This window comes from Cereibacter azotoformans, from assembly GCF_021391315.1.
In the GTDB taxonomy this organism is placed as follows: domain Bacteria; phylum Pseudomonadota; class Alphaproteobacteria; order Rhodobacterales; family Rhodobacteraceae; genus Cereibacter_A; species Cereibacter_A azotoformans.
Window position 1 is genome coordinate 703,033 of the sequence record NZ_CP090022.1, and the last position, 16,484, is coordinate 719,516.

Below are 16,484 nucleotides of genomic sequence, written 5' to 3' on the forward strand. Positions count from 1 at the left end.
CGCGTCGGTCAGCCAGAATTGGTTGGTCATCAGTCGGTCTCCTGGCGGAGGCGGAAATCATGCCGCAAGCGGATGTTCACGGGCTCCTGACCTGACCCTAGAGCTTCCGCAGCCGGTCGGACGCGGCCACCACCCCGCCCTCCTCGATCGAGCAGAGGATCCCGCGCAACCGAAGGGTCGCATGGCCGGGCGCCACGATCCAGTCCTTCGCCGCCGCGCCATAGCGCGCCTTCCATTTCACGCAGCCGTCATTGAAGACGTCCGAGACGCGCAGCACCGCCGTGCCCGCACGAAGCAGGCTGCCCGCGGGCAGGTTCGCCTCGGACGTGTCGAGGTCGGCCACGATGGTGTCGCCGGGGTGCGGTGTGCCCTGATGGTCGCGCCAGACGAGGTCGCAGACGCGGGCGGGCAGGATCGAGACCTGGATGCGCGGGTCCGGCCGTCCGTCCGGCAGGCGCAGCCACGGCTGCTTCAGCCAGCGTTCGCCGGGGATGCCGCAGCGGCGCGTGAGCAGGAGCCGATCGGGGAAGCTTCGCCGGTTGAACCCCGCGCGCCAGCACAGCGAGACGATTGGTGCATCGGTCTTGGGCGCGGCCAGGACATGCGGCAAAGCGGCGGCCAGTTCCTCGGCGGTCACGGGATGGGGCATGGGATCAGCGCCCGATGGCGCGGAGATCGGGCGTCGCATCGTCGCCGTCCGCTTTCATGGCGTCGGCAGATGACCCACCGTTCCGTCGAAACAGGTCCGCGGCCGCCCGCTCGCCCGCCGTGGCGCCGCGGACAAACAGCGCCCCGAGCTTCGCCAGCTTCATCCGCATGTCCTCGGCGCCTGCCATCGTGCCCTCTTCAGATGTTCCGGGCTGCCTTCTCCCGACAGGGTGCCGCTGTCAATGGCAGAGGCCGCGCAGGGATTGCGGGCGGCGAGCCGCCCGCAACGGGGTCGTCAGAAATCGCTGCGACGGCGGTTCTTGTCGCGCAGCACCTCGCGCACCATGCGGCCGAAGGCGCGGTCCCGGGCGTGCGCCTCGGCGAGCGTGGCTGAGTTGTGCCGGTTCTCGCGCTTGAGCTTCTCCCACCGCGCGAGGCGGCCGGGATCGAGCCGCCCCTCGGTCAGCGCCGCCCGCACGGCGCAGCCCGGCTCGTTTCCGTGCGTGCAGTCGGCAAAGCGGCAGGCGCGGGCCAGCGCGTCGATATCGTCGAAGACGGCGGCGATGCCCTCGCCCGCGTCGGTCAGGCGCAACTCGCGCATGCCGGGCGTGTCGATCAGCCAGCCGCCCCCGGTGATGGGCCGCAGGTGCCGTCCCGTCGTGGTGTGGCGCCCCTTGGCATCATCCTCGCGGATCGGCGCCGTGGCCTGCGCATCGCCGGTCAGCGCGTTGGCGAGCGTGGTCTTGCCGACGCCCGACGAGCCCGCCAGCGCCACCGTCTGGCCGGGACGGCACCAGTCGGCGAGCGCGGCGCGCACCTCCGGCCCTGTCGCGTCGATCAGGCGCACGGCGACGCGCCGGTCGATCGCCTCGGCGCGCTCACGCCAGGCCTCGGGATCGGGTGCGAGATCGGGTTTGGTGAGCAGGATCACCGGCTCCACCCCCGCGGCGCGGGCAAGCGCGAGGTAACGCTCCAGCCGCGCCGGGTTGAAGTCGGCGTTGCAGGAGGTGACGACGAAGAGCGTGTCGACATTGGCGGCGATCAGCTGCCGCGCGGCCGCGGTGCCCGCCGCGCGGCGCGACAGGCTGCTGCGCCGGTCGAGGAGCCGCAGCAGCCGCACACCGTCGGTCAGCGCCCAGTCGCCCACGGCGATCTCGCCGGTGGAGAGGCCGGGGGGCGGGGTGAGCGACAGGGGACCGGCGGCCGTGAGCGCCTCGACGCGGCTGCGGTGGACGGCCGCGATGCGGCAGGGGGTGGCGGAAAGCTCGTCGAGGTCGAGCTGGCGCAGGAAATCGGAAGCCCAGCCGAGATCGGCGAGCGTGAAGGATGGGGTCAAGGCGAAGCCCTCGCTTGGACACTGAAGGACAGGCGCCGGGGGCGCCGGTGACGTTCAGGCGGGCAGGGCGACGGCGGGTATTCCGCTCAGACGGCCCCGGCCCGGAGGGATGCAAGCTCTGACATGTCCTCTCCCGTGGCTGCGGTGGCAAAGATCGTGCACCATTCTACACCGGCCCCGGCGCCCGTCCAAGGCGGCGCGGACCCGTGGCGGGTCGCCCGGCACGGTCTGCGCCAGAATGGCAACACCAGTCCCCATGCCCGCCGATCCCACGCCCCCTCCCGACGTCGAGTGCGTGCGTCTCGCTTGTCCGTCGAGGGCGTGACCTTCCTCGCCCGGAGGCGGGCTTATGCGTCCGCCGCTCGGGCGGGCAGGCAGTTGGCAGCCGCCGGCGCCATACTCCGAGCCACGCGCTGCCGGTTGCGCGCAGCGCCTCGTCCCGCCGGGGCTTGCGGGTGGAGGACGGATTGACAGTCGCCGTCAACAGGATCAGCACCGCGGCATGGACTTCGAACTGGCACAGCTCGGGCTCGTCGCCCTCGGAGGCGCCCTTGGTGGGACGCTGCGCTACGCGATCTCGGGCCTCGTGGCTCGGCGCTGGGGCGAGAGCTTTCCCTGGGGCACGCTGGTCGTGAACGTGACCGGGGCGGCGCTGATCGGGGCGCTGGCGGCGCTGGTCGTTGTCCCGGGCGATCATGCCGTCCTGCGGCCGTCGCTCTGGCTTGTCTTCGTCACCGGCGTGCTGGGCAGTTACACCACCGTCTCCTCCTTCTCGCTGCAGACGCTGGCGCTCTTGCGGCAGGGCGAGACGGGGCGCGGACTGGCGAATGTCGCAGGCTCGGTTGGGCTCTGTGTCGGAGCGGCGGGTCTGGCGATGGCGGCCGTGCTGGCCACGAGGGGCGGTTGAGATGCGGCGCGACCTGCGGATCTACGCTGCGGTGGCGGCGGGCAGCAGCCTCGGTGCGGTCGCGCGCCATCTGTGCGGCCTCTGGGTGCTCGAGCTTGCCGGCGGCGGCTTTCCTTGGGGAACGCTGGCGGTGAACGTGGCGGGCTCGTTCCTCATCGGCCTTTACGCCACGCTGACCGGGCCGGAGGGGCGCCTGCTGGCCAGCCCCGCGCGGCGGCAGTTCGTCATGACCGGCTTCTGCGGCGGATTCACCACCTTCTCGGTGTTCAGCCTCGAGACGCTCTTCCTGCTGGAACGGCAGGATTACGCGCTGGCGGCGGCGCATGTGGGGGCTTCGGTCCTGCTGTGGCTCAGTGCGGTCTGGCTTGGCAGCCGGATCGGCGCGAGACTGAACCGGCCGAGAGGAGCCTGACCATGCGCGCGACCACGGATGCCGCGCTGCTGCGGCTGATGATCGGCGAGAGCGACGGCGGCAAGGGCCGGCCGATGTATAAGGCGCCGGTGTTCAAGGCGCGCGAGCCGGGGCTGGTGGGGGCCACCGTGCTGCGGGGCGCTATGGGCTTCGGCCGGTCGAGCCGGATGCACGGCTGGCGCTCGCACGCCGGCGGTTGCGCGAACTGAAGGACGAGGCAGGATGAGCACGGACCCGGCAGCAAAGGACAGCACAACCGCAGGCGAGGGAACGGCGGCCGAAGTCTTCGCGGCCTTCCTCAAGCTGGGGCTGACCAGTTTTGGCGGCCCCATCGCCCATCTCGGCTATTTCCGGTACGAGTTCGTCGTGCGGCGGGCGTGGCTGACGGAGGCCGCCTATGCCGATCTCGTCGCGCTCTGCCAGTTCCTCCCCGGCCCGGCCTCAAGCCAGGTGGGCTTTGCTCTCGGGCTGATGCGGGCTGGCTGGCTCGGGGCGCTGGCGGCCTTCGCCGCCTTCACGCTGCCCTCGGCCCTGATCCTTCTCGGGGTGGCGATGACGGCGGGCCTCGCCGCGGGCCCGATGGGCAGCGGCCTCTTCCACGGGCTGAAGATCGTGGCCGTCGCCATCGTGGCGCAGGCGGTCTGGGGCATGGCGCGATCGCTCTGCCCGGACCGCGAGCGCGCGAGCATCGCCGTCGCGTCCGTGGCCGTCCTTGCCGCCGCGCCCGGCGCGTTCGGCATGGTCGGAGCCATCCTCCTGGGCGCGGCCGCCGGTCTGGCCCTCGGCCGTGGCACCGGCGCCGCTGGCGGCGGCCATGTCGCGATGCCCGTCAGCCGCGCGCAGGCGGGGGCAGCGCTCGGGGTCTTTGCGGTGCTTCTGGTCCTTCTGCCGCTGGTGGCGGATCAGGCGCGGGCGCTGGCGGTGTTCGACAGCTTCTATCGTGCGGGGGCGCTGGTCTTCGGGGGCGGCCATGTCGTCCTGCCGCTACTGCAGGCCGAGACGGTCGGGCCGGGGTGGGTCTCGCCGGACAGCTTCCTTGCCGGGTATGGCGCGGCGCAGGCGGTGCCGGGGCCGCTCTTTACCTTCGCTGCCTACCTCGGCGCGGTGCTAGGGCCGGAACCCAACGGCTTCATGGGGGCCGTCATCGCGCTCTTCGCCCTGTTCCTGCCCGGTTTCCTGATCCTGATCGGCGTGCTGCCCTTCTGGGACCGGTTCCGGACGCTGCCGCTGGCGCAATCGGCGATGCAGGGCGCGAATGCGGCCGTGGTCGGCATCCTCGGCGCGGCGCTCTATTCGCCGGTCTTCACCAGCGCCATCGGCGACCTGCGCGACTTCACCCTCGCGCTCGTCTGCTTCGTGCTGCTGATGGCCTGGAAGGCGCCGCCCTGGAGCGTGGTGCTCGTCGCGGCGGTCGGGGGTGTCGCGCTCGGCTGCATCTGAGCGCTGCGCTCCCCCGCGTGGCGCGCTGTTCCTGCGGGAGGTGCGTCTGGCGGCATGGGCTCACAAGGATCCTCAGAGTGTTGGTCGTGGACACCCCCCGTCGGCTCTGATGATGTGACCGCCGCCCGACGGAATTCATGAGCAAAGTGCAAAGAGTTTCGTCGTTGTCGCCGAAGACGGACCCTGCGCCCCGTGCCAGCGGACCTGCCATTACTCTGTTCGGCAATCTTACGCATTCGGAGCCGGAACGATCCACTGGATCGTTCCCGATCGCCCCTCATCACGGCGCCACGGTCCTGCCTCACCCAAGGAAGGTGATCCCGGGGCTGTCCATGAGCAGGTTCAGCGGGCCGTCGGCGCGGCGGCACGGGAGTGGACGGCCAAGGACTCCTGCCGCCGGCACAGGGTGGAACAGTCCGGAACCTGCCCGTCGAGACCGGCCAGGCGCAGGAGGCTGGCCACCATCCCCGCGGTCTGCCCAAGCGGCGGCCGGAACCGGGGCTCCGCCCGTTCAGGGCTGAAAACGGTCCGCAGGACCGTTCCGGGCGCCCTTCACCCTTGATCGACAGGCAGACCTGGATCGCTGCCTCTGAGAACACCGGCGGCCTTCCAGGTCTTCCTTGGCGTGGCGCGAGCCAGGCCATCTCCTTGTCGAGCCAGACCAGCAGCGACCCGCGCCTCCGGAGCGCGTTCGCCATTGTCCTTGGACCATGTATGGATGGCTCCCGCGTGACAAGGGGGTCGGCGTCTTCGGCAACTGGTCGGGTGCGGCCATGTATTCGGCGTCTCGATTGCGGCTTGCCCGGCTGGGTCAACTGGCGGACAAGGAAGTCCCGCGCCCGATGGCTCATCAGCACCGCCTGTTGCGCCTCGGTCTTGACCGAAACGAAACGCACGGTGGGCTGGGTCACGGCCGTGCAGCTGGCCTCGGCATCGTTCGTCGGCTTACGCGGCGCCGCTGGCGCCACGGTCCTCCTCACCATCCGTCTTGCCGCGCCGGACGAAGGGCTTGACGTAGGACGGCGGGATCAGCCGGACGTCGTGACCGAACTTGGCCAGTTCGCGCGCCCAATAATGCGCCCCGGCGCAGGCCTCCATGCCGATCAGACAGGGCCGCAGCCGTGAGAAGTACAGAAGGACCTGCGCCCGCTTCACCTGGCGCCGCACCACCACCGCGCCCTCCGCATCGACGCCGTGAACCTGAAAGACGTTCTTGGCCAGGTCCAGCCCGACCGTGGTAATCTCCTTCATGGATGGCTCCCTTCATGGGTCCGTGTGACAGCACCCAATGTGGCACATCGCGATGCCGGGAGCGGGAGCCATCCACTCCATCAATGGCGCAAAATGGCTTGCTGCAGGTGGACCGGTTCTCGTGCGATCGCGCAACGAAAGCCGGTCTCGCCCTGTGCCCTGCGCTCGATCAGTCCGAACTGTCGCCGCATATCGTGCCCGCACCTGCTCTACACCGGCGTCACGCGGGGGCGGAAGCTGGTGGTCCTCGTCGGCCAGCCGAAGGCGATCGCGATGGCGGTGAAGAACGTCACCGGTCGCCGGCGCTGGTCGCGCCTCGCCGAGTGGCTGGCGGGTGTCGAAGGGAGCTGCGGGCATGATGCGTGAGCTGCCTCACGGGCTCCGTAAGGCATCTCGCGAAACTGGCCGGAGCGGCACCAACGCGTAGAAGCGACAAGCAGCGCAAGCACCATGGCCCCTCCGGCCGGGTTGTGGTCGAGGCAGCGCCGCGGGCGGCCGCGCAAGATGTCGTCGAGGTGCCGGAGCAGGCGCGCCGGGCGGGCAACTAAATCGGCAGAGCGCGCGTGGCGGGGACCGAGAAACCCCCAGGCGAGGCTGAAAAGCACCAGCGCGAGGATGAGGAAGCCGCTCCAAGGTCTCGCGCTTGAAACCTCCTCGGAGGGTGGCACGATGCTCGGAGCGCTGGAACTGAAGGGCAAGGCGCTGATCCTGCGAGTCAATTCGAAGGAGCGCGCGCGCTCGTGGGTCAGGGTCAGGGCTCGGGCCGCCGCCATCATGTTGCCGTGGAAGATCACGGATCGGTGCCTTTCATCGGAGGCGGCCGAAGAGGACCGCGGGTGAACGGACGAACGGGATGAGAAGGCTCGGGCGCGCGCTCCGGCCCGCCCGGGCCAGACGCGCACCCCGGCGTCCGGTCGAAGCCGCGCGGCCGGGGCCGGCGGGCGATCGGCAGGTCTCCTGGCTCACGGGGCTCTGCTCGGCCGGCCTTCCCGGGGGGCAGTGGCATCTTCGGCGTCGCTCGCCGCTCGCAAGTGCGGGGGCAGCCGCGGTTTTGCCCCATCTGGGCGCGCCGCGTTCCCTTTCAGCCCCCGGACGCCCGAAGGAACCGATCATGCGCCTGTCAATCGCAAAGCGCCGGCGCCTGAGGGGCGGTTGACACCGGCGGCCCCCCGCCGCATCGTCGCGGTGCCCTGGTTCCCGCGGTGATCCCGCGGGCGAAGAGGGAAGCCGGTGCAACTCCGGCGCTGCCCCCGCAACTGTGAGCGGCGAGCCATCTGCCATGCCACTGGCCCCATGGGCCGGGAAGGGGCAGCCGGCGTCCGAGCCGCGAGCCAGGAGACCTGCCGGGCCTTGACGACCATCCCGGGCGGCGGGCCCGGAGGCATGGGCCCGTGCGCTCGCGCCGGGATCAGCCACCCTTCCGCCTTCCGGTCAAGCGACCGAAGGAGTGGCCATGGAGCCGAAAGACACAACCCTGAACGAGGCCTTCAAGGGCTTCACCAACCGCGACTGCCCGTTCCTGCCCTGCCATCCGGGGGTGAAGCGCGCGTTCAACTGCCTGTTCTGCTACTGCCCGCTGATCGCCTACGACTGCCCCGGGCCGTATGAGATCTATACCGACCGCAACGGGCTGGTGCGCAAGGACTGCTCGGCCTGTACCCTGCCGCATGACGGCTACCAGCAGTCGTGGAACTTTATCCAGAAGTGGCTGGAATTCCCGCAGCCCTGGTCGGGCCAGCCGCAGACCGACCCGCCGACGCCGCGACCTCGGCCGGTTGAAGGGGCGACCGAGGCCGTGGCCGAGGCGCATCGCCGCCACCGCGAGGGCGAGGTGTGACGTCGCGCGGCGGCGCGGCAAGGGCTACCGGCACGACGCGGTTCGGCGGCTGACCGAGGGGCCGTCGCCGTGCCGCCGGTTGGCCAGCGCGCGGATCTCAACAGCGCGTCGAGGTCGAGGTCCGGCTCGATCCCGTCCGCCAGCCGGTCAAGCGCCGTCTCGATGCGCGCGGAATGGTCCCCGGCCGATCCCGCAGCCCCCAGGGTGCGCAGCCACTGCGCCCGGAAGGCGCCGGAGCCGAAGATTCCGTGCAGGTAGGTGCCCGCGACGCGACCATCCTCCGAGAGCGCGCCCTCGGGCCGGCCGTCCAGACTCAGCCAGGGACGGTCAAGGCCGGCGCCGGTGGTCATCCCCATGTGCATCTCGTAGCCGGTCACCCGCGTTCCGCTGATCGCGTCCGTCGCGGTGATCTCGCAAAGCCGCTTGGACGGGCCGATCCCGGTGTCGATGTCCAGAAGTCCAAGGCCCTCGGTCTCCCCCGGCGGCCCCTCGACCCCGTCCGGATCGCGCACCCGGCGCCCCAGCATCTGGAAGCCCGCGCAGAGCCCCATGGCCCGGCCGCCGTGGCGCTGCTGCCCCCGAGGCTCGCGCGGCCAAAGCTGCCGGCGCGGCGTTGTTGCAGAACACTGAGCGTGAAGGATGCACATCACCCTGAAGGTGCAGATCCCGTATCGCCGTGCCGACGGACCGCTGAACCTGCTGGTGGACAGCACGGGTATCAAGTTCCTTGGTGACGGAAAATGGCAGGCCCGCAAGCATGGTGTTCAGGGACGGCGCCAATGGCGCAAGGTCCATCTGGCCATGGACACCGCCACATCCGACGTGCGCGCGGTCGAGTTCACGCCCAGTCGGGAAGGCGATAGCCCCGTCCTGCCAGACCTCCTTGACCAGATCCGGGTCGACGAAGCCATCGGCACCGTGACCGCGGACGGCGCCTATGATACCCGCCGCTGCCACAGCGCCATAATCGCACGGGGTGGCACGGCTATCATTCCGATCCGCAAGAATGGCAGATTGTGGAAGGAGAATTGCCCCGCGGCTCGAGCCCGCAACGAAATCCTGCGCGCCACGCGTTACTACGGCCGGGCGTTCTGGAAACGGTGGACGGGATACCACGTCCGCAGCCGCGCCGAGGCCAGGATGCGCTGCCTCAAGTCCTTCGGCGAGCGCATCGCCGCGAGAGACCCCGACCGTCAGGCAGCCGAAATCCACATCCGCATCGCCCTCATCAACCGTTTCAACGCCCTCGGCACCGCCGAGATCGCCCGCGTGGCATGAGCATCCGTGGGGTAAGGGGCAGTTAAGCCCCAGGCCTGAGTTCTGCAACAACGCCGGTTTGCGGTGACGATGATCAGCGTGTCCTCGGCGCGGGTCAGTTCCATGGCCTTGGCAATCGCATCGGCGAAGGCCTTGCCGTCCGTCAGGGTGCGGTAGAGGTTGCCGTCGTGCTTGGCATGATCGACCCGCCCGGCCTTGATGTTGAGGTGGAAGCCGTTGCCGTTCTGCGACAGCGACATGATCGCCGCTTCGGTCATCTCGGCCAGCGACGACTCGCCGGTGACCTCGAGCGCCGGAAGTCCTCCGACGCCGGCAGAAAGGCCGCTCGATTTCCGCATGCGCCCCCGTCCGGCATCATGGCCCTGAGAATGGGGTCAGGCCATGGCTCCGGCCCGAGCGGGCGCCGCGGGGCCGGTGGTCGGCCTCTCTTCGTTGCCGGCCTGAAGCGCCTCGGTCGTGCGGACCCAGCGCCAGCTCTCCGCCAGCCCCTCGTCAAGGCCGATCCGGGGCGCCCAGCCGAAGGCTTCGCGCGCGCGAGAAATGTCGAGTACCACGCGGGGGACGTCGAACGCGCGGCCGGGCCGACAGAGCGGGCGGACGGGCGGGCCGCCCGAGGCGCGCACGGTCCGATCGATCCCGGCGAATCTCGGCCACCGAGGTGCCGGTGCCGCTGCCCGCGTTGAAGCATCCCGAGGTGTGCGAGCGGAGGGCACGGACGCAGAGTTCGGCCAGATCCCGCACATGGATGAAGTCGCGCGTCACCTGACCGTCGCCCCAGACCTCGACCGGCTCGCCGCGCGCGGCGCGCCAGAGGTGGGTGCCGATGATGCCCTGGATGCCGGCATGACTCTGCCGCGGGCCATAGGGGTTCGAGGCCCGCAGGATCACCGGCTCGATCCCGTGGAGCGCCTGCTCCATGCGGATATAATTCTCGATGGCGACCTTCACGATGCCGTAGGAGCTGATCGGGCGCAGCGGATGATCCTCGGGGACCGGGTCGGCCTCGGGCACGCCATAGACCGTGCCCCCCGAGGAGAGGAAGACCAGCCGGCGCTTGCCCGTGGCCCGCATCACGTCGAGAAGCCGCACCGTCGCCACGAGATTGCCCTCGATATCAGCGACCGGATTGAGATTTGCGGTCGCGGGCACCGTGGTGCTGGCCAGATGGAGCACCGCATCCACATCGCGGACGGCCTCGAAGAGCTGCGTGGGATCGGTATAGTCGCCCATTACGTAATCGACCGCGGGAAGCGGCGCGCGAAAGGCCTCGGGCCTGCGGTCAAAGACCCGGACACGGACCTCTTCTTGCAACAGAAGGTCGACGACATGCGACCCGATAAACCCGCAACCGCCAATCACCAGAAGCTTCATCTTGTTCCCTCGACAGGCTGATCGCTGGTCAGTTCTACTTCTGATTGTGTTCCGCTATCCTTGATGCCGAGTCAAATGATTCTTAGGATGAGAAAATGCGCGGGGACGGTTCGAGTTTGGTGTGGACGTGCCAGCGGATGCCCGGTATCAAGCATCCTCATGGAGCTGCCGTTGTAGGATCATGCTGGCTGTCACGACCAACGCATTCTCGGGCGGTTCGAATAAGAACCCGCTTGCCGATTGGCCTGAACCGCATGTCATCTTTGTCCTGCTCGAAATGAGAATCGCCTCTAGGGCGATCATGGACCGCAACCCCGCCGCCATCGTGATCGAGCATCTCCAGCCTCCGAAGGGCGCCTTTGCGTTGCTCGAAGACCTGCCGAAATGGCTCGGCCACCATTTGCTCGATCCTGCGCGGCCGCTCGTGTTTCTCGACCGGCCGTTCGAGGCCGAGGAGCTGGCAGAGGAAATGCGTGAGGGGCGCGCTCATCCGCGCGGGGGGCGGGGAGAGCTGGACGCTGCGGGCCGGATCAGGCTGCTGCGACTGGGCGGCATGATCGCCACAAGTCCGCTTCTGCCGCCGTTCCTGCGCTTTCTGGCCAAACGGGACGTGGACGAGGCGACGGCGCTCGACCTCCTGCACACGGCCTTCCCGGACATGGGCGCATGAGCCACCCCGACAGCCTCTGGCGGCGCCTTGCGCCCGCGCATGTCCTTGCAGGACGGCCGGATTTCCGCATCGACCCCGACCGGAAGGGGCGAGCCACCCTCTACAGCGACCTGAGGCCGCGTATCCCCGGCTTCGACGGGATCCTCGCCGGGCTCGTGACGCTGCCCGAACTGTCCGCGGTGATCGCGGCCGGCGAGCCCGACGCCTGCCATCTGGCCTGCGAGCTGATCTGCCTCGGCGACCCGGTCGATCGAACCGTCTCGGATTTCTCGGAGCAGGCCTATCGAGCCTGGTACGCCGATATCGCGAGGGCGGAGATCGACCCGTTCCGCCACTATGTCGAACATGGCCTGAAGGAGCAGCGCCGCACGCTGGCGAGCCTGCGCGACATGCGCCACCGCGGCCTGCGCAAGTACGACCCGGACCTGCCTACCTGCCTGATCGCCGTGCACGAACTGTCACGGACCGGCGCGCCGGTCGTGGCGCTCGATCTGGCGCGCGAGGCGGCCGCCACGCACAACGTGGTGATTGCTGCCCTGCGTGGTGGCGCACTGCTCGAGACTGTTCTTGAATATGTCTGCGATCTTGTCCTGACGGATCAGCCGCTCGAGGTGATGTCGCATTTCAAGGATGAGAGATTTGCAAAGTTCGATTTCGCAATTCTCAATTCCGTCGAGAGCTACGCCTTCACTCCCTTTCTCGTCGCGAACGAGATTCCGTTCGCTGCCTATATCCACGAATATGCCGACTATACCTTCCCCGTCTTCAAGTCGACCTTCACCTCGCTTTTCGCCGACCTGCTGATCTTCTCGTCGGATCATGTCCGGCAGAGCTGGGCGGGCCGGCTTCGGGATGTGGACTTCGACCTCGACCGCGACACGATGATCCTGCCGCAGCGCGAGGGCGCGGTGGGCCGCTGCCCGCCCGAGCGGATCCGCGAGGCGCGGGTGCGGATCTCGGCGCTCATCGGGCGGGACTGCGCGCAGCTGCGTCTCGTCTGCGGCGCGGGCCATCTGCAGTGGCGCAAGGGCACCGACATCTTCGCCATGGCCGCGCAGATCTGCGCCGCGCGCGACCCCGAGACGGTGTTTCTCTGGATCGGGGACGGCCTCAACCCCGAGGACATGGAGTTCGGGGTCTGGATGACCTATCACCTGCGCCAGATCGGCGCGGGCCGCCCCGAGGGCAATATCTTCCTGCTGCCGGCGGGCCCGGCCTATCCAGACGTGCTGGCCGCCTCGGACGCGATGTTCGTCTCGTCGCGGCTCGATCCGCTGCCCAATGTCGTGTTCGACGCGCTGGACGCGGGCTGCCGGGTCGTCCTCTTCGAGGGGGCGAGCGGCTTCGGCGATGCGGTCTACCGACGGTCGGGCCATGTCGAGACCGTCGAATACGGCAACCCGGCCGCGGCGGCCGAGGCGCTGCTGGCGCTGCCGCGCAAGACGGGCACAGCGGGGGCTGCGCAGCCCGCGGGGGGGCTTCTCTTCGCGCGCATCCGCCGCGCGCTCTTCGACCGGCTGGCCGCGCAGCGCCATTTCGTCCGCGGGGCGAGCGACATCGATGCGCCACTTCTTTTTCCGCGCCCCGAGCAGGCCGCCTTCCGCATCCTCGAGCGCGAGAAGATGCAGCGCTACGGCCGCCGCCGCGTCTGGCGCGATCTGGCCGAGGTCGAGGAGACGCTCGCCGCCTCCGACAACTGGGTGCATCGCGCGCTTCGGCTCGCGCCCTATGCGACGGTCGCGGACAGTTCGGACCTGCCGCCCTTCGCGCTGCATGTCCATGCCTTCTACACCGACGATCTGGCCGCGGACGTGCGCAGCCACCGGGCCTTCCGTCTGGCCCGGCGGATCGTGATCACGACCGACAACGAGCGGAAGGCCTCCGAGATCCGCACCCGGATGGGGGCCGAGGGTCTCTATCCCGAGGTGATCCTCGTGCCCAACCGCGGCCGCGACATCCTGCCCTTCATGCAGCTCTTCCTGCCGGGCGGGCCTGCGGGCAAGGACGAGATCTGGTGCCACCTCCACCAGAAGAAGTCGCTCGCCACCAGCGACAGCGGCGATGTCTGGCGCGCCTTCCTGCTGCGAATCCTGCTGGGTGACGGCGCGGGCCTGTCGGATGCGGTGGGCCATCTGCGCGACCCCGCGGTGGGGCTCGTGGCGCCGTTCGATCCCTACCACGTCCCGTGGGACGCCTCGCGCGCGCTGCTGCCGCGCTTTGCGCCACGCCTGCCGGGGCCGCTGCCCGACAATCCGCTGCTCTTCCCGGTGGGCAACATGTTCTGGGTCCGCGCCGGGGTGGTCCGGGCGATGAACGACCTGTTCGGCCCATCCTATCCCTGGCCCAACGAGCCCATTGCCAATGACGGGACGGAGTTTCATCTCGTGGAGCGGCTCTGGCCCACGATGGCCGCGCGCTGCGGCCTCGGATCGGTCTTCGTTCACAAGCTGGATCAGAAGAGAGTGTAGGTCGCATGGAAGTCATCCTGCACATCGGCATGGGCAAGACCGGGACATCCTCGATCCAGGCCGCGTTGACCCAGAGCGCCCCCGCGCTCCGCGAGCAGGGCGTGGAATACCTCGGCATGTGGTTCGACATGATCGACCCGGCCTTCCGCGGCCTTGCGGGGCAGCCGAACTTCTTCCGCTCCGGCCCCGAGGAGATGCAGGCTCACGCCCGGCGCTTCGCCGCATTCCTCGCCGAGCGGCGGCGCACGGGCGGCTGCACCCGCTTCATCCTGTCCAACGAGGGGATCTACGGGCAGGTGCGCACTGTCCTGCCATTCCTGGAGGAACTGAGACGGCATGTGCCGTTGCGACTGGTGGCCTATGTGCGCGATCCGCGCGACTGGTTGCCCTCGGCCTACAGCCAGTGGTCGATCTTCCACAAGAATTACGAAGGGCCCGTGCGTCCCTTCGCCGAGATGGCCCGCCAGCAGGTGAAGGTCTATTCCGGCTTCCAGCTCTGGGGCGAGGCGGCGCGCGACATTCTGACCGTGCGGCCCTTCCTGAAGCAGAAGAACGTGGTCGAGGATTTCGCCGAGGTCCTGGGGATCTCTCTCACGCCGCCCGCCAATCGGCGCCAGGCGCGGGTCGAGGCCGATCAGGCCGCGCTGCGCATCTTCTACAACACCCGCCTGCCTGGCAACACGCTGCCCTGGGTCTTCGACGGGGCCTTCAAGGGACTCGACCTGTCCGCGACGCCGGTGCTCGAGGATGTGGTGGACCGGATGCTCGACTACCGCGAGACCGACCGCATCGTGAGCGAGGCCCGTCCGCTCTTCGACTATCTGCGCACCCGCTTTGGGATCGACTTCCCGCCCTCCGAGACCGAGATCGAGCCGCCCCCTGACGCAGAGGCGCTGCGCCGGCGTCTCACCGAACATCTGCTCCAGATCGTCATGAATCAGGCCGACCGCATACGGGCGCTCGAGGAGGCCGTTGCGGCGCTGCAGGCCCCGACCGGTAAAAGCTGAGCGAGGGGTCAGACATGCAGTTCGGGGAAGAAGATCGAACGGCGCGCAGGCCGAAGTGGGCCGATCCCGCTCCGCGCGGGGGCCGTCCGGGCCCGGACGTCTCAGACAGGGGGAAATGATCACATGCCACTCGACCAAGCCTCCCCGCCGCGCATCGCGCTCGTCGTCCTCGGGATGCACCGCTCGGGCACCTCGGCGCTGGCGGGCGTTCTCGGGCACATGGGCTGCGACCTGCCGCAGGATCTGATGCCCGGCAACGAGGCCAATCCCCGTGGCCATTTCGAGTCGCTCAAGGTCTATTACCTCAACGATGCGATCCTCGCCTCTGCCGGCTCGGCGTGGGACGACTGGGCGCCGGTCAGCCCCGACTTGTATCGCTCGCCCCGCTTGGCTGAGTTCCGCCTGCGCGCGGCCGAGGTTCTCGCGCAGGAATTTGGGGACTCGAGCCTGATCGTGCTCAAGGATCCGCGGATCTGCCGCCTCCTGCCCTTCTGGACCGAGGCGCTGGCCGAGGCGGGGTTCCGCCCGCTCTACGTCTGCACCCACCGCGCGGCGGACGAGGTGGCGGCCTCGCTCACACGGCGCGAGGGCTGGCCCGCCTCGCGCGGACGCCTGCTCTGGCTGCGCCATGTGCTCGAGGCCGAGGCGGGCACGCGGGGACAACCGCGCGTCTTCGTCTCCTACGAGGCGCTGCTGTCGGATTGGCGCGCCACCGTCGCGCGCATCGCGGGAGGTCTCGGGCTTCAGTTCCCGCGGACGCCCGAGGCGGCCGCGCCTGCCATCCTCGACTTCCTCGCCGACGATCTGCGCCACTTCCGCTCCGACGGTCAACGGGCCGGGCCGGAGCTGCCCGACTGGATCCGCCGTCCGCAGGAGATCCTTGGCCGCTGGGCCGCCTCAGGCGAGAGGCCCGAGGATCGGGCCGAGCTGGACGCTATCGAGGCCGAGCTGGACCGCGCGCTGCCGATGCTGCGCATGATCGCGGGCGACGCAGCCCCGGCGCAGGGTGCGCCCGTCCCCTCCGGCCCGTCGGCCGAGGAGGGCGCGAGGCGCGCCGCGGACAGGGCGGCGCAGGCGATGCTCGAGGAGGAGCTTGCGCTGCTGCGTCGCGCGCAGGCCGACGCCGAGGCACGCCTCAGACATGCTTCGGCGCATCTCGAAGCCATGACCCGGCGTCTTTCGGGCGAGATGGAAGCGACGCTCTCGGCCGAGCTTTCGGCGCGCGCGCGCCTGCCCGAGGTCGAGGCCGCCCGCGCCGCGCTTCAGCGCGAGGTGGCTGACCTGCGCGAGAGCCTGCGCCACAAGGGCTATCATGTGGCTGAACTGGAGCGTCATGCGGGCCAGCTTGCAGAGCGCGTGGTGGTGCTCGAGCGGCAGCAGGGCGAACTCGAGCGGCAGCTGAGCGAGGCGACCCTGCAGATCGCCGAACTGGAGGCCCGCCACGCGGCGATCATGGCCAGCACCTCCTGGAAGGTGACGCGGCCGATGCGCTCGGCGATCCAGATGTTCCACCGCCCGAAGCAGACGTCGTGAGGGCCGCGGTCCCCGAACAGACCCGCTCCGGCGGGCCGGGACACAGGCTCCGCGTTGCATTGCTGGGGTGGACGGCGTCAGACCGGGTTCAGCCGGTCGTAGAGCTGGCCCACGGTGCGGATCGAGGCATCCAGATCATCGATGTCGATCTCAAGCCCGGTGGTCTCCTCCAGATCCATCACGAATTCGGTGAAGGCGATGGAGCTGATGTTGAGCCCGCTGCCGAACAGGATGTCGTCCGAAGACACGGCGGGCGCCTTCGCGTAGCGGGCCAGAAGGGCATCGAAAACGGCGCGGTCGATCATCGTCCAAAATCCATCCATCAG

At 69.4% G+C, this 16,484-nt stretch carries 17 protein-coding genes, 4 pseudogenes and 2 riboswitches; of the genes and pseudogenes, 12 read left to right on the forward strand and 9 right to left on the reverse strand.

Features of this window, described 5'->3' with window-relative positions:
- Positions 1-97: 97 nt before the first annotated feature.
- The 3 genes from LV780_RS18455 to rsgA all read right to left on the reverse strand — a co-directional run bounded on the left by LV780_RS18455 (position 98) and on the right by rsgA (position 1,984).
- Positions 98-688 carry a hypothetical protein gene (locus LV780_RS18455; RefSeq protein WP_181969646.1) on the reverse strand — a complete coding sequence of 197 codons (591 nt, stop codon included), beginning with the start codon at positions 686-688 and terminating at the stop codon, positions 98-100.
- Positions 654-836 carry a hypothetical protein gene (locus tag LV780_RS18460; protein ID WP_117345076.1) on the reverse strand — a complete coding sequence of 61 codons (183 nt, stop codon included), beginning with the start codon at positions 834-836 and terminating at the stop codon, positions 654-656. The genes LV780_RS18455 and LV780_RS18460 overlap by 35 nt, the downstream gene beginning before the upstream one ends.
- Before the next feature lie 107 nt (positions 837-943).
- Positions 944-1,984 carry a ribosome small subunit-dependent GTPase A gene (rsgA, locus tag LV780_RS18465; protein WP_117345075.1) on the reverse strand — a complete coding sequence of 347 codons (1,041 nt, stop codon included), beginning with the start codon at positions 1,982-1,984 and terminating at the stop codon, positions 944-946.
- Positions 1,985-2,486: 502 nt separating this feature from the next.
- On the opposite strand from rsgA, the gene crcB reads away from it, so the two are divergent.
- The 4 genes from crcB to chrA are packed head-to-tail and all read left to right on the forward strand — an operon-like array spanning position 2,487 to position 4,743.
- Entirely contained in the window at positions 2,487-2,891 is a 405-nt protein-coding gene (crcB, locus tag LV780_RS18470; RefSeq protein ID WP_108222489.1) for a fluoride efflux transporter CrcB, read from the forward strand.
- A gap of 1 nt (position 2,892) precedes the next feature.
- On the forward strand, positions 2,893-3,303 hold the full coding sequence (locus LV780_RS18475; RefSeq protein WP_011910389.1) for a fluoride efflux transporter FluC: 411 nt from the start codon (positions 2,893-2,895) through the stop codon (positions 3,301-3,303).
- A 2-nt stretch (positions 3,304-3,305) separates the two neighbouring features.
- The gene (locus tag LV780_RS18480; RefSeq protein WP_108222490.1) at positions 3,306-3,512 is read left to right on the forward strand and encodes a DUF190 domain-containing protein; all 207 of its coding nucleotides are present in this window, start codon (positions 3,306-3,308) and stop codon (positions 3,510-3,512) included.
- A gap of 13 nt (positions 3,513-3,525) precedes the next feature.
- Entirely contained in the window at positions 3,526-4,743 is a 1,218-nt protein-coding gene (chrA, locus tag LV780_RS18485) for a chromate efflux transporter (RefSeq protein ID WP_108222491.1), read from the forward strand.
- Positions 4,744-5,047: 304 nt separating this feature from the next.
- Here chrA and LV780_RS18490 read toward each other — a convergent pair.
- Together LV780_RS18490 and LV780_RS18495 are read right to left on the reverse strand one after the other, a co-directional pair.
- Positions 5,048-5,441, reverse strand: a pseudogene (locus LV780_RS18490) (transposase); the annotation flags it as partial.
- A 108-nt stretch (positions 5,442-5,549) separates the two neighbouring features.
- Positions 5,550-5,994 (reverse strand): annotated as a pseudogene (locus tag LV780_RS18495) (IS110 family transposase); the annotation flags it as partial.
- A 240-nt stretch (positions 5,995-6,234) separates the two neighbouring features.
- Between LV780_RS18495 and LV780_RS21975 the strand changes: the two are divergent.
- From LV780_RS21975 to LV780_RS18505, 3 genes are all read left to right on the forward strand, one after another.
- A complete protein-coding gene (locus LV780_RS21975; RefSeq protein ID WP_267964965.1) occupies positions 6,235-6,360 on the forward strand; it encodes a hypothetical protein in 126 nt (41 codons plus the stop codon).
- 249 nt (positions 6,361-6,609) lie between these two features.
- The gene (locus LV780_RS18500; protein ID WP_108222493.1) at positions 6,610-6,834 is read left to right on the forward strand and encodes a hypothetical protein; all 225 of its coding nucleotides are present in this window, start codon (positions 6,610-6,612) and stop codon (positions 6,832-6,834) included.
- A 90-nt stretch (positions 6,835-6,924) separates the two neighbouring features.
- Positions 6,925-7,119: riboswitch (cobalamin riboswitch) on the reverse strand.
- A 49-nt stretch (positions 7,120-7,168) separates the two neighbouring features.
- Positions 7,169-7,356, forward strand: a riboswitch (cobalamin riboswitch).
- Between the two features lie 91 nt (positions 7,357-7,447).
- Positions 7,448-7,831, forward strand: a complete 384-nt coding sequence (locus LV780_RS18505) for a cysteine-rich small domain-containing protein (protein WP_117345074.1) — start codon at positions 7,448-7,450, stop codon at positions 7,829-7,831.
- Between the two features lie 287 nt (positions 7,832-8,118).
- Here the strand turns inward: LV780_RS18505 and LV780_RS18510 are convergent.
- Positions 8,119-8,478: pseudogene (locus LV780_RS18510) on the reverse strand (cobyric acid synthase); the annotation flags it as partial.
- On the opposite strand from LV780_RS18510, the pseudogene LV780_RS18515 reads away from it, so the two are divergent.
- A pseudogene (locus LV780_RS18515) lies at positions 8,468-9,109 on the forward strand (IS5 family transposase); the annotation flags it as partial. The pseudogenes LV780_RS18510 and LV780_RS18515 sit on opposite strands and share 11 nt — an antisense overlap.
- Here the strand turns inward: LV780_RS18515 and LV780_RS18520 are convergent.
- Both LV780_RS18520 and LV780_RS18525 read right to left on the reverse strand, forming a co-directional pair.
- On the reverse strand, positions 9,025-9,447 hold the full coding sequence (locus LV780_RS18520) for an alkaline phosphatase (RefSeq protein WP_108222557.1): 423 nt from the start codon (positions 9,445-9,447) through the stop codon (positions 9,025-9,027). The pseudogene LV780_RS18515 and the gene LV780_RS18520 sit on opposite strands and share 85 nt — an antisense overlap.
- Positions 9,448-9,601: 154 nt before the next feature.
- Complete coding sequence (locus tag LV780_RS18525; protein ID WP_233864061.1) at positions 9,602-10,480, reverse strand: NAD-dependent epimerase/dehydratase family protein; 879 nt, start codon at positions 10,478-10,480, stop codon at positions 9,602-9,604.
- 181 nt (positions 10,481-10,661) lie between these two features.
- On the opposite strand from LV780_RS18525, the gene LV780_RS18530 reads away from it, so the two are divergent.
- The 4 genes from LV780_RS18530 (at position 10,662) to LV780_RS18545 (ending at position 16,158) form a co-directional block, all read left to right on the forward strand.
- Entirely contained in the window at positions 10,662-11,150 is a 489-nt protein-coding gene (locus tag LV780_RS18530) for a hypothetical protein (protein ID WP_101342249.1), read from the forward strand.
- On the forward strand, positions 11,147-13,618 hold the full coding sequence (locus tag LV780_RS18535; RefSeq protein WP_108222556.1) for a rhamnan synthesis F family protein: 2,472 nt from the start codon (positions 11,147-11,149) through the stop codon (positions 13,616-13,618). The genes LV780_RS18530 and LV780_RS18535 overlap by 4 nt, the downstream gene beginning before the upstream one ends.
- 5 nt (positions 13,619-13,623) lie before the next feature.
- A complete protein-coding gene (locus LV780_RS18540; RefSeq protein WP_108222555.1) occupies positions 13,624-14,625 on the forward strand; it encodes a polysaccharide biosynthesis protein in 1,002 nt (333 codons plus the stop codon).
- Between the two features lie 123 nt (positions 14,626-14,748).
- Positions 14,749-16,158: a sulfotransferase family protein gene (locus LV780_RS18545; RefSeq protein WP_108222554.1), complete on the forward strand. Its 1,410-nt coding sequence runs from the start codon at positions 14,749-14,751 to the stop codon at positions 16,156-16,158.
- Between the two features lie 77 nt (positions 16,159-16,235).
- Here LV780_RS18545 and LV780_RS18550 read toward each other — a convergent pair whose 3' ends face one another.
- On the reverse strand, positions 16,236-16,463 hold the full coding sequence (locus LV780_RS18550; RefSeq protein ID WP_233864064.1) for an acyl carrier protein: 228 nt from the start codon (positions 16,461-16,463) through the stop codon (positions 16,236-16,238).
- Between the last annotated feature and the right edge of the window lie 21 nt (positions 16,464-16,484).

Bases quoted from the DNA above. Each gene is read 5' to 3' on its own strand.
- LV780_RS18480 (WP_108222490.1), top strand. From the start codon at position 3,306: ATGCGCGCGACCACGGATGCCGCGCTGCTGCGGCTGATGATCGGCGAG.
- LV780_RS18475 (WP_011910389.1), top strand. From the start codon at position 2,893: ATGCGGCGCGACCTGCGGATCTACGCTGCGGTGGCGGCGGGCAGCAGC.
- LV780_RS18550 (WP_233864064.1), bottom strand. From the start codon at position 16,463: ATGATCGACCGCGCCGTTTTCGATGCCCTTCTGGCCCGCTACGCGAAG.
- LV780_RS18455 (WP_181969646.1), bottom strand. From the start codon at position 688: ATGCGACGCCCGATCTCCGCGCCATCGGGCGCTGATCCCATGCCCCAT.
- LV780_RS18530 (WP_101342249.1), top strand. From the start codon at position 10,662: ATGCTGGCTGTCACGACCAACGCATTCTCGGGCGGTTCGAATAAGAAC.
- LV780_RS18540 (WP_108222555.1), top strand. From the start codon at position 13,624: ATGGAAGTCATCCTGCACATCGGCATGGGCAAGACCGGGACATCCTCG.
- chrA (WP_108222491.1), top strand. From the start codon at position 3,526: ATGAGCACGGACCCGGCAGCAAAGGACAGCACAACCGCAGGCGAGGGA.
- crcB (WP_108222489.1), top strand. From the start codon at position 2,487: ATGGACTTCGAACTGGCACAGCTCGGGCTCGTCGCCCTCGGAGGCGCC.
- LV780_RS18500 (WP_108222493.1), top strand. From the start codon at position 6,610: ATGAGGAAGCCGCTCCAAGGTCTCGCGCTTGAAACCTCCTCGGAGGGT.
- LV780_RS18525 (WP_233864061.1), bottom strand. From the start codon at position 10,480: ATGAAGCTTCTGGTGATTGGCGGTTGCGGGTTTATCGGGTCGCATGTC.
- LV780_RS18545 (WP_108222554.1), top strand. From the start codon at position 14,749: ATGCCACTCGACCAAGCCTCCCCGCCGCGCATCGCGCTCGTCGTCCTC.
- LV780_RS18535 (WP_108222556.1), top strand. From the start codon at position 11,147: ATGAGCCACCCCGACAGCCTCTGGCGGCGCCTTGCGCCCGCGCATGTC.
- LV780_RS18520 (WP_108222557.1), bottom strand. From the start codon at position 9,447: ATGCGGAAATCGAGCGGCCTTTCTGCCGGCGTCGGAGGACTTCCGGCG.
- LV780_RS18460 (WP_117345076.1), bottom strand. From the start codon at position 836: ATGGCAGGCGCCGAGGACATGCGGATGAAGCTGGCGAAGCTCGGGGCG.
- LV780_RS18505 (WP_117345074.1), top strand. From the start codon at position 7,448: ATGGAGCCGAAAGACACAACCCTGAACGAGGCCTTCAAGGGCTTCACC.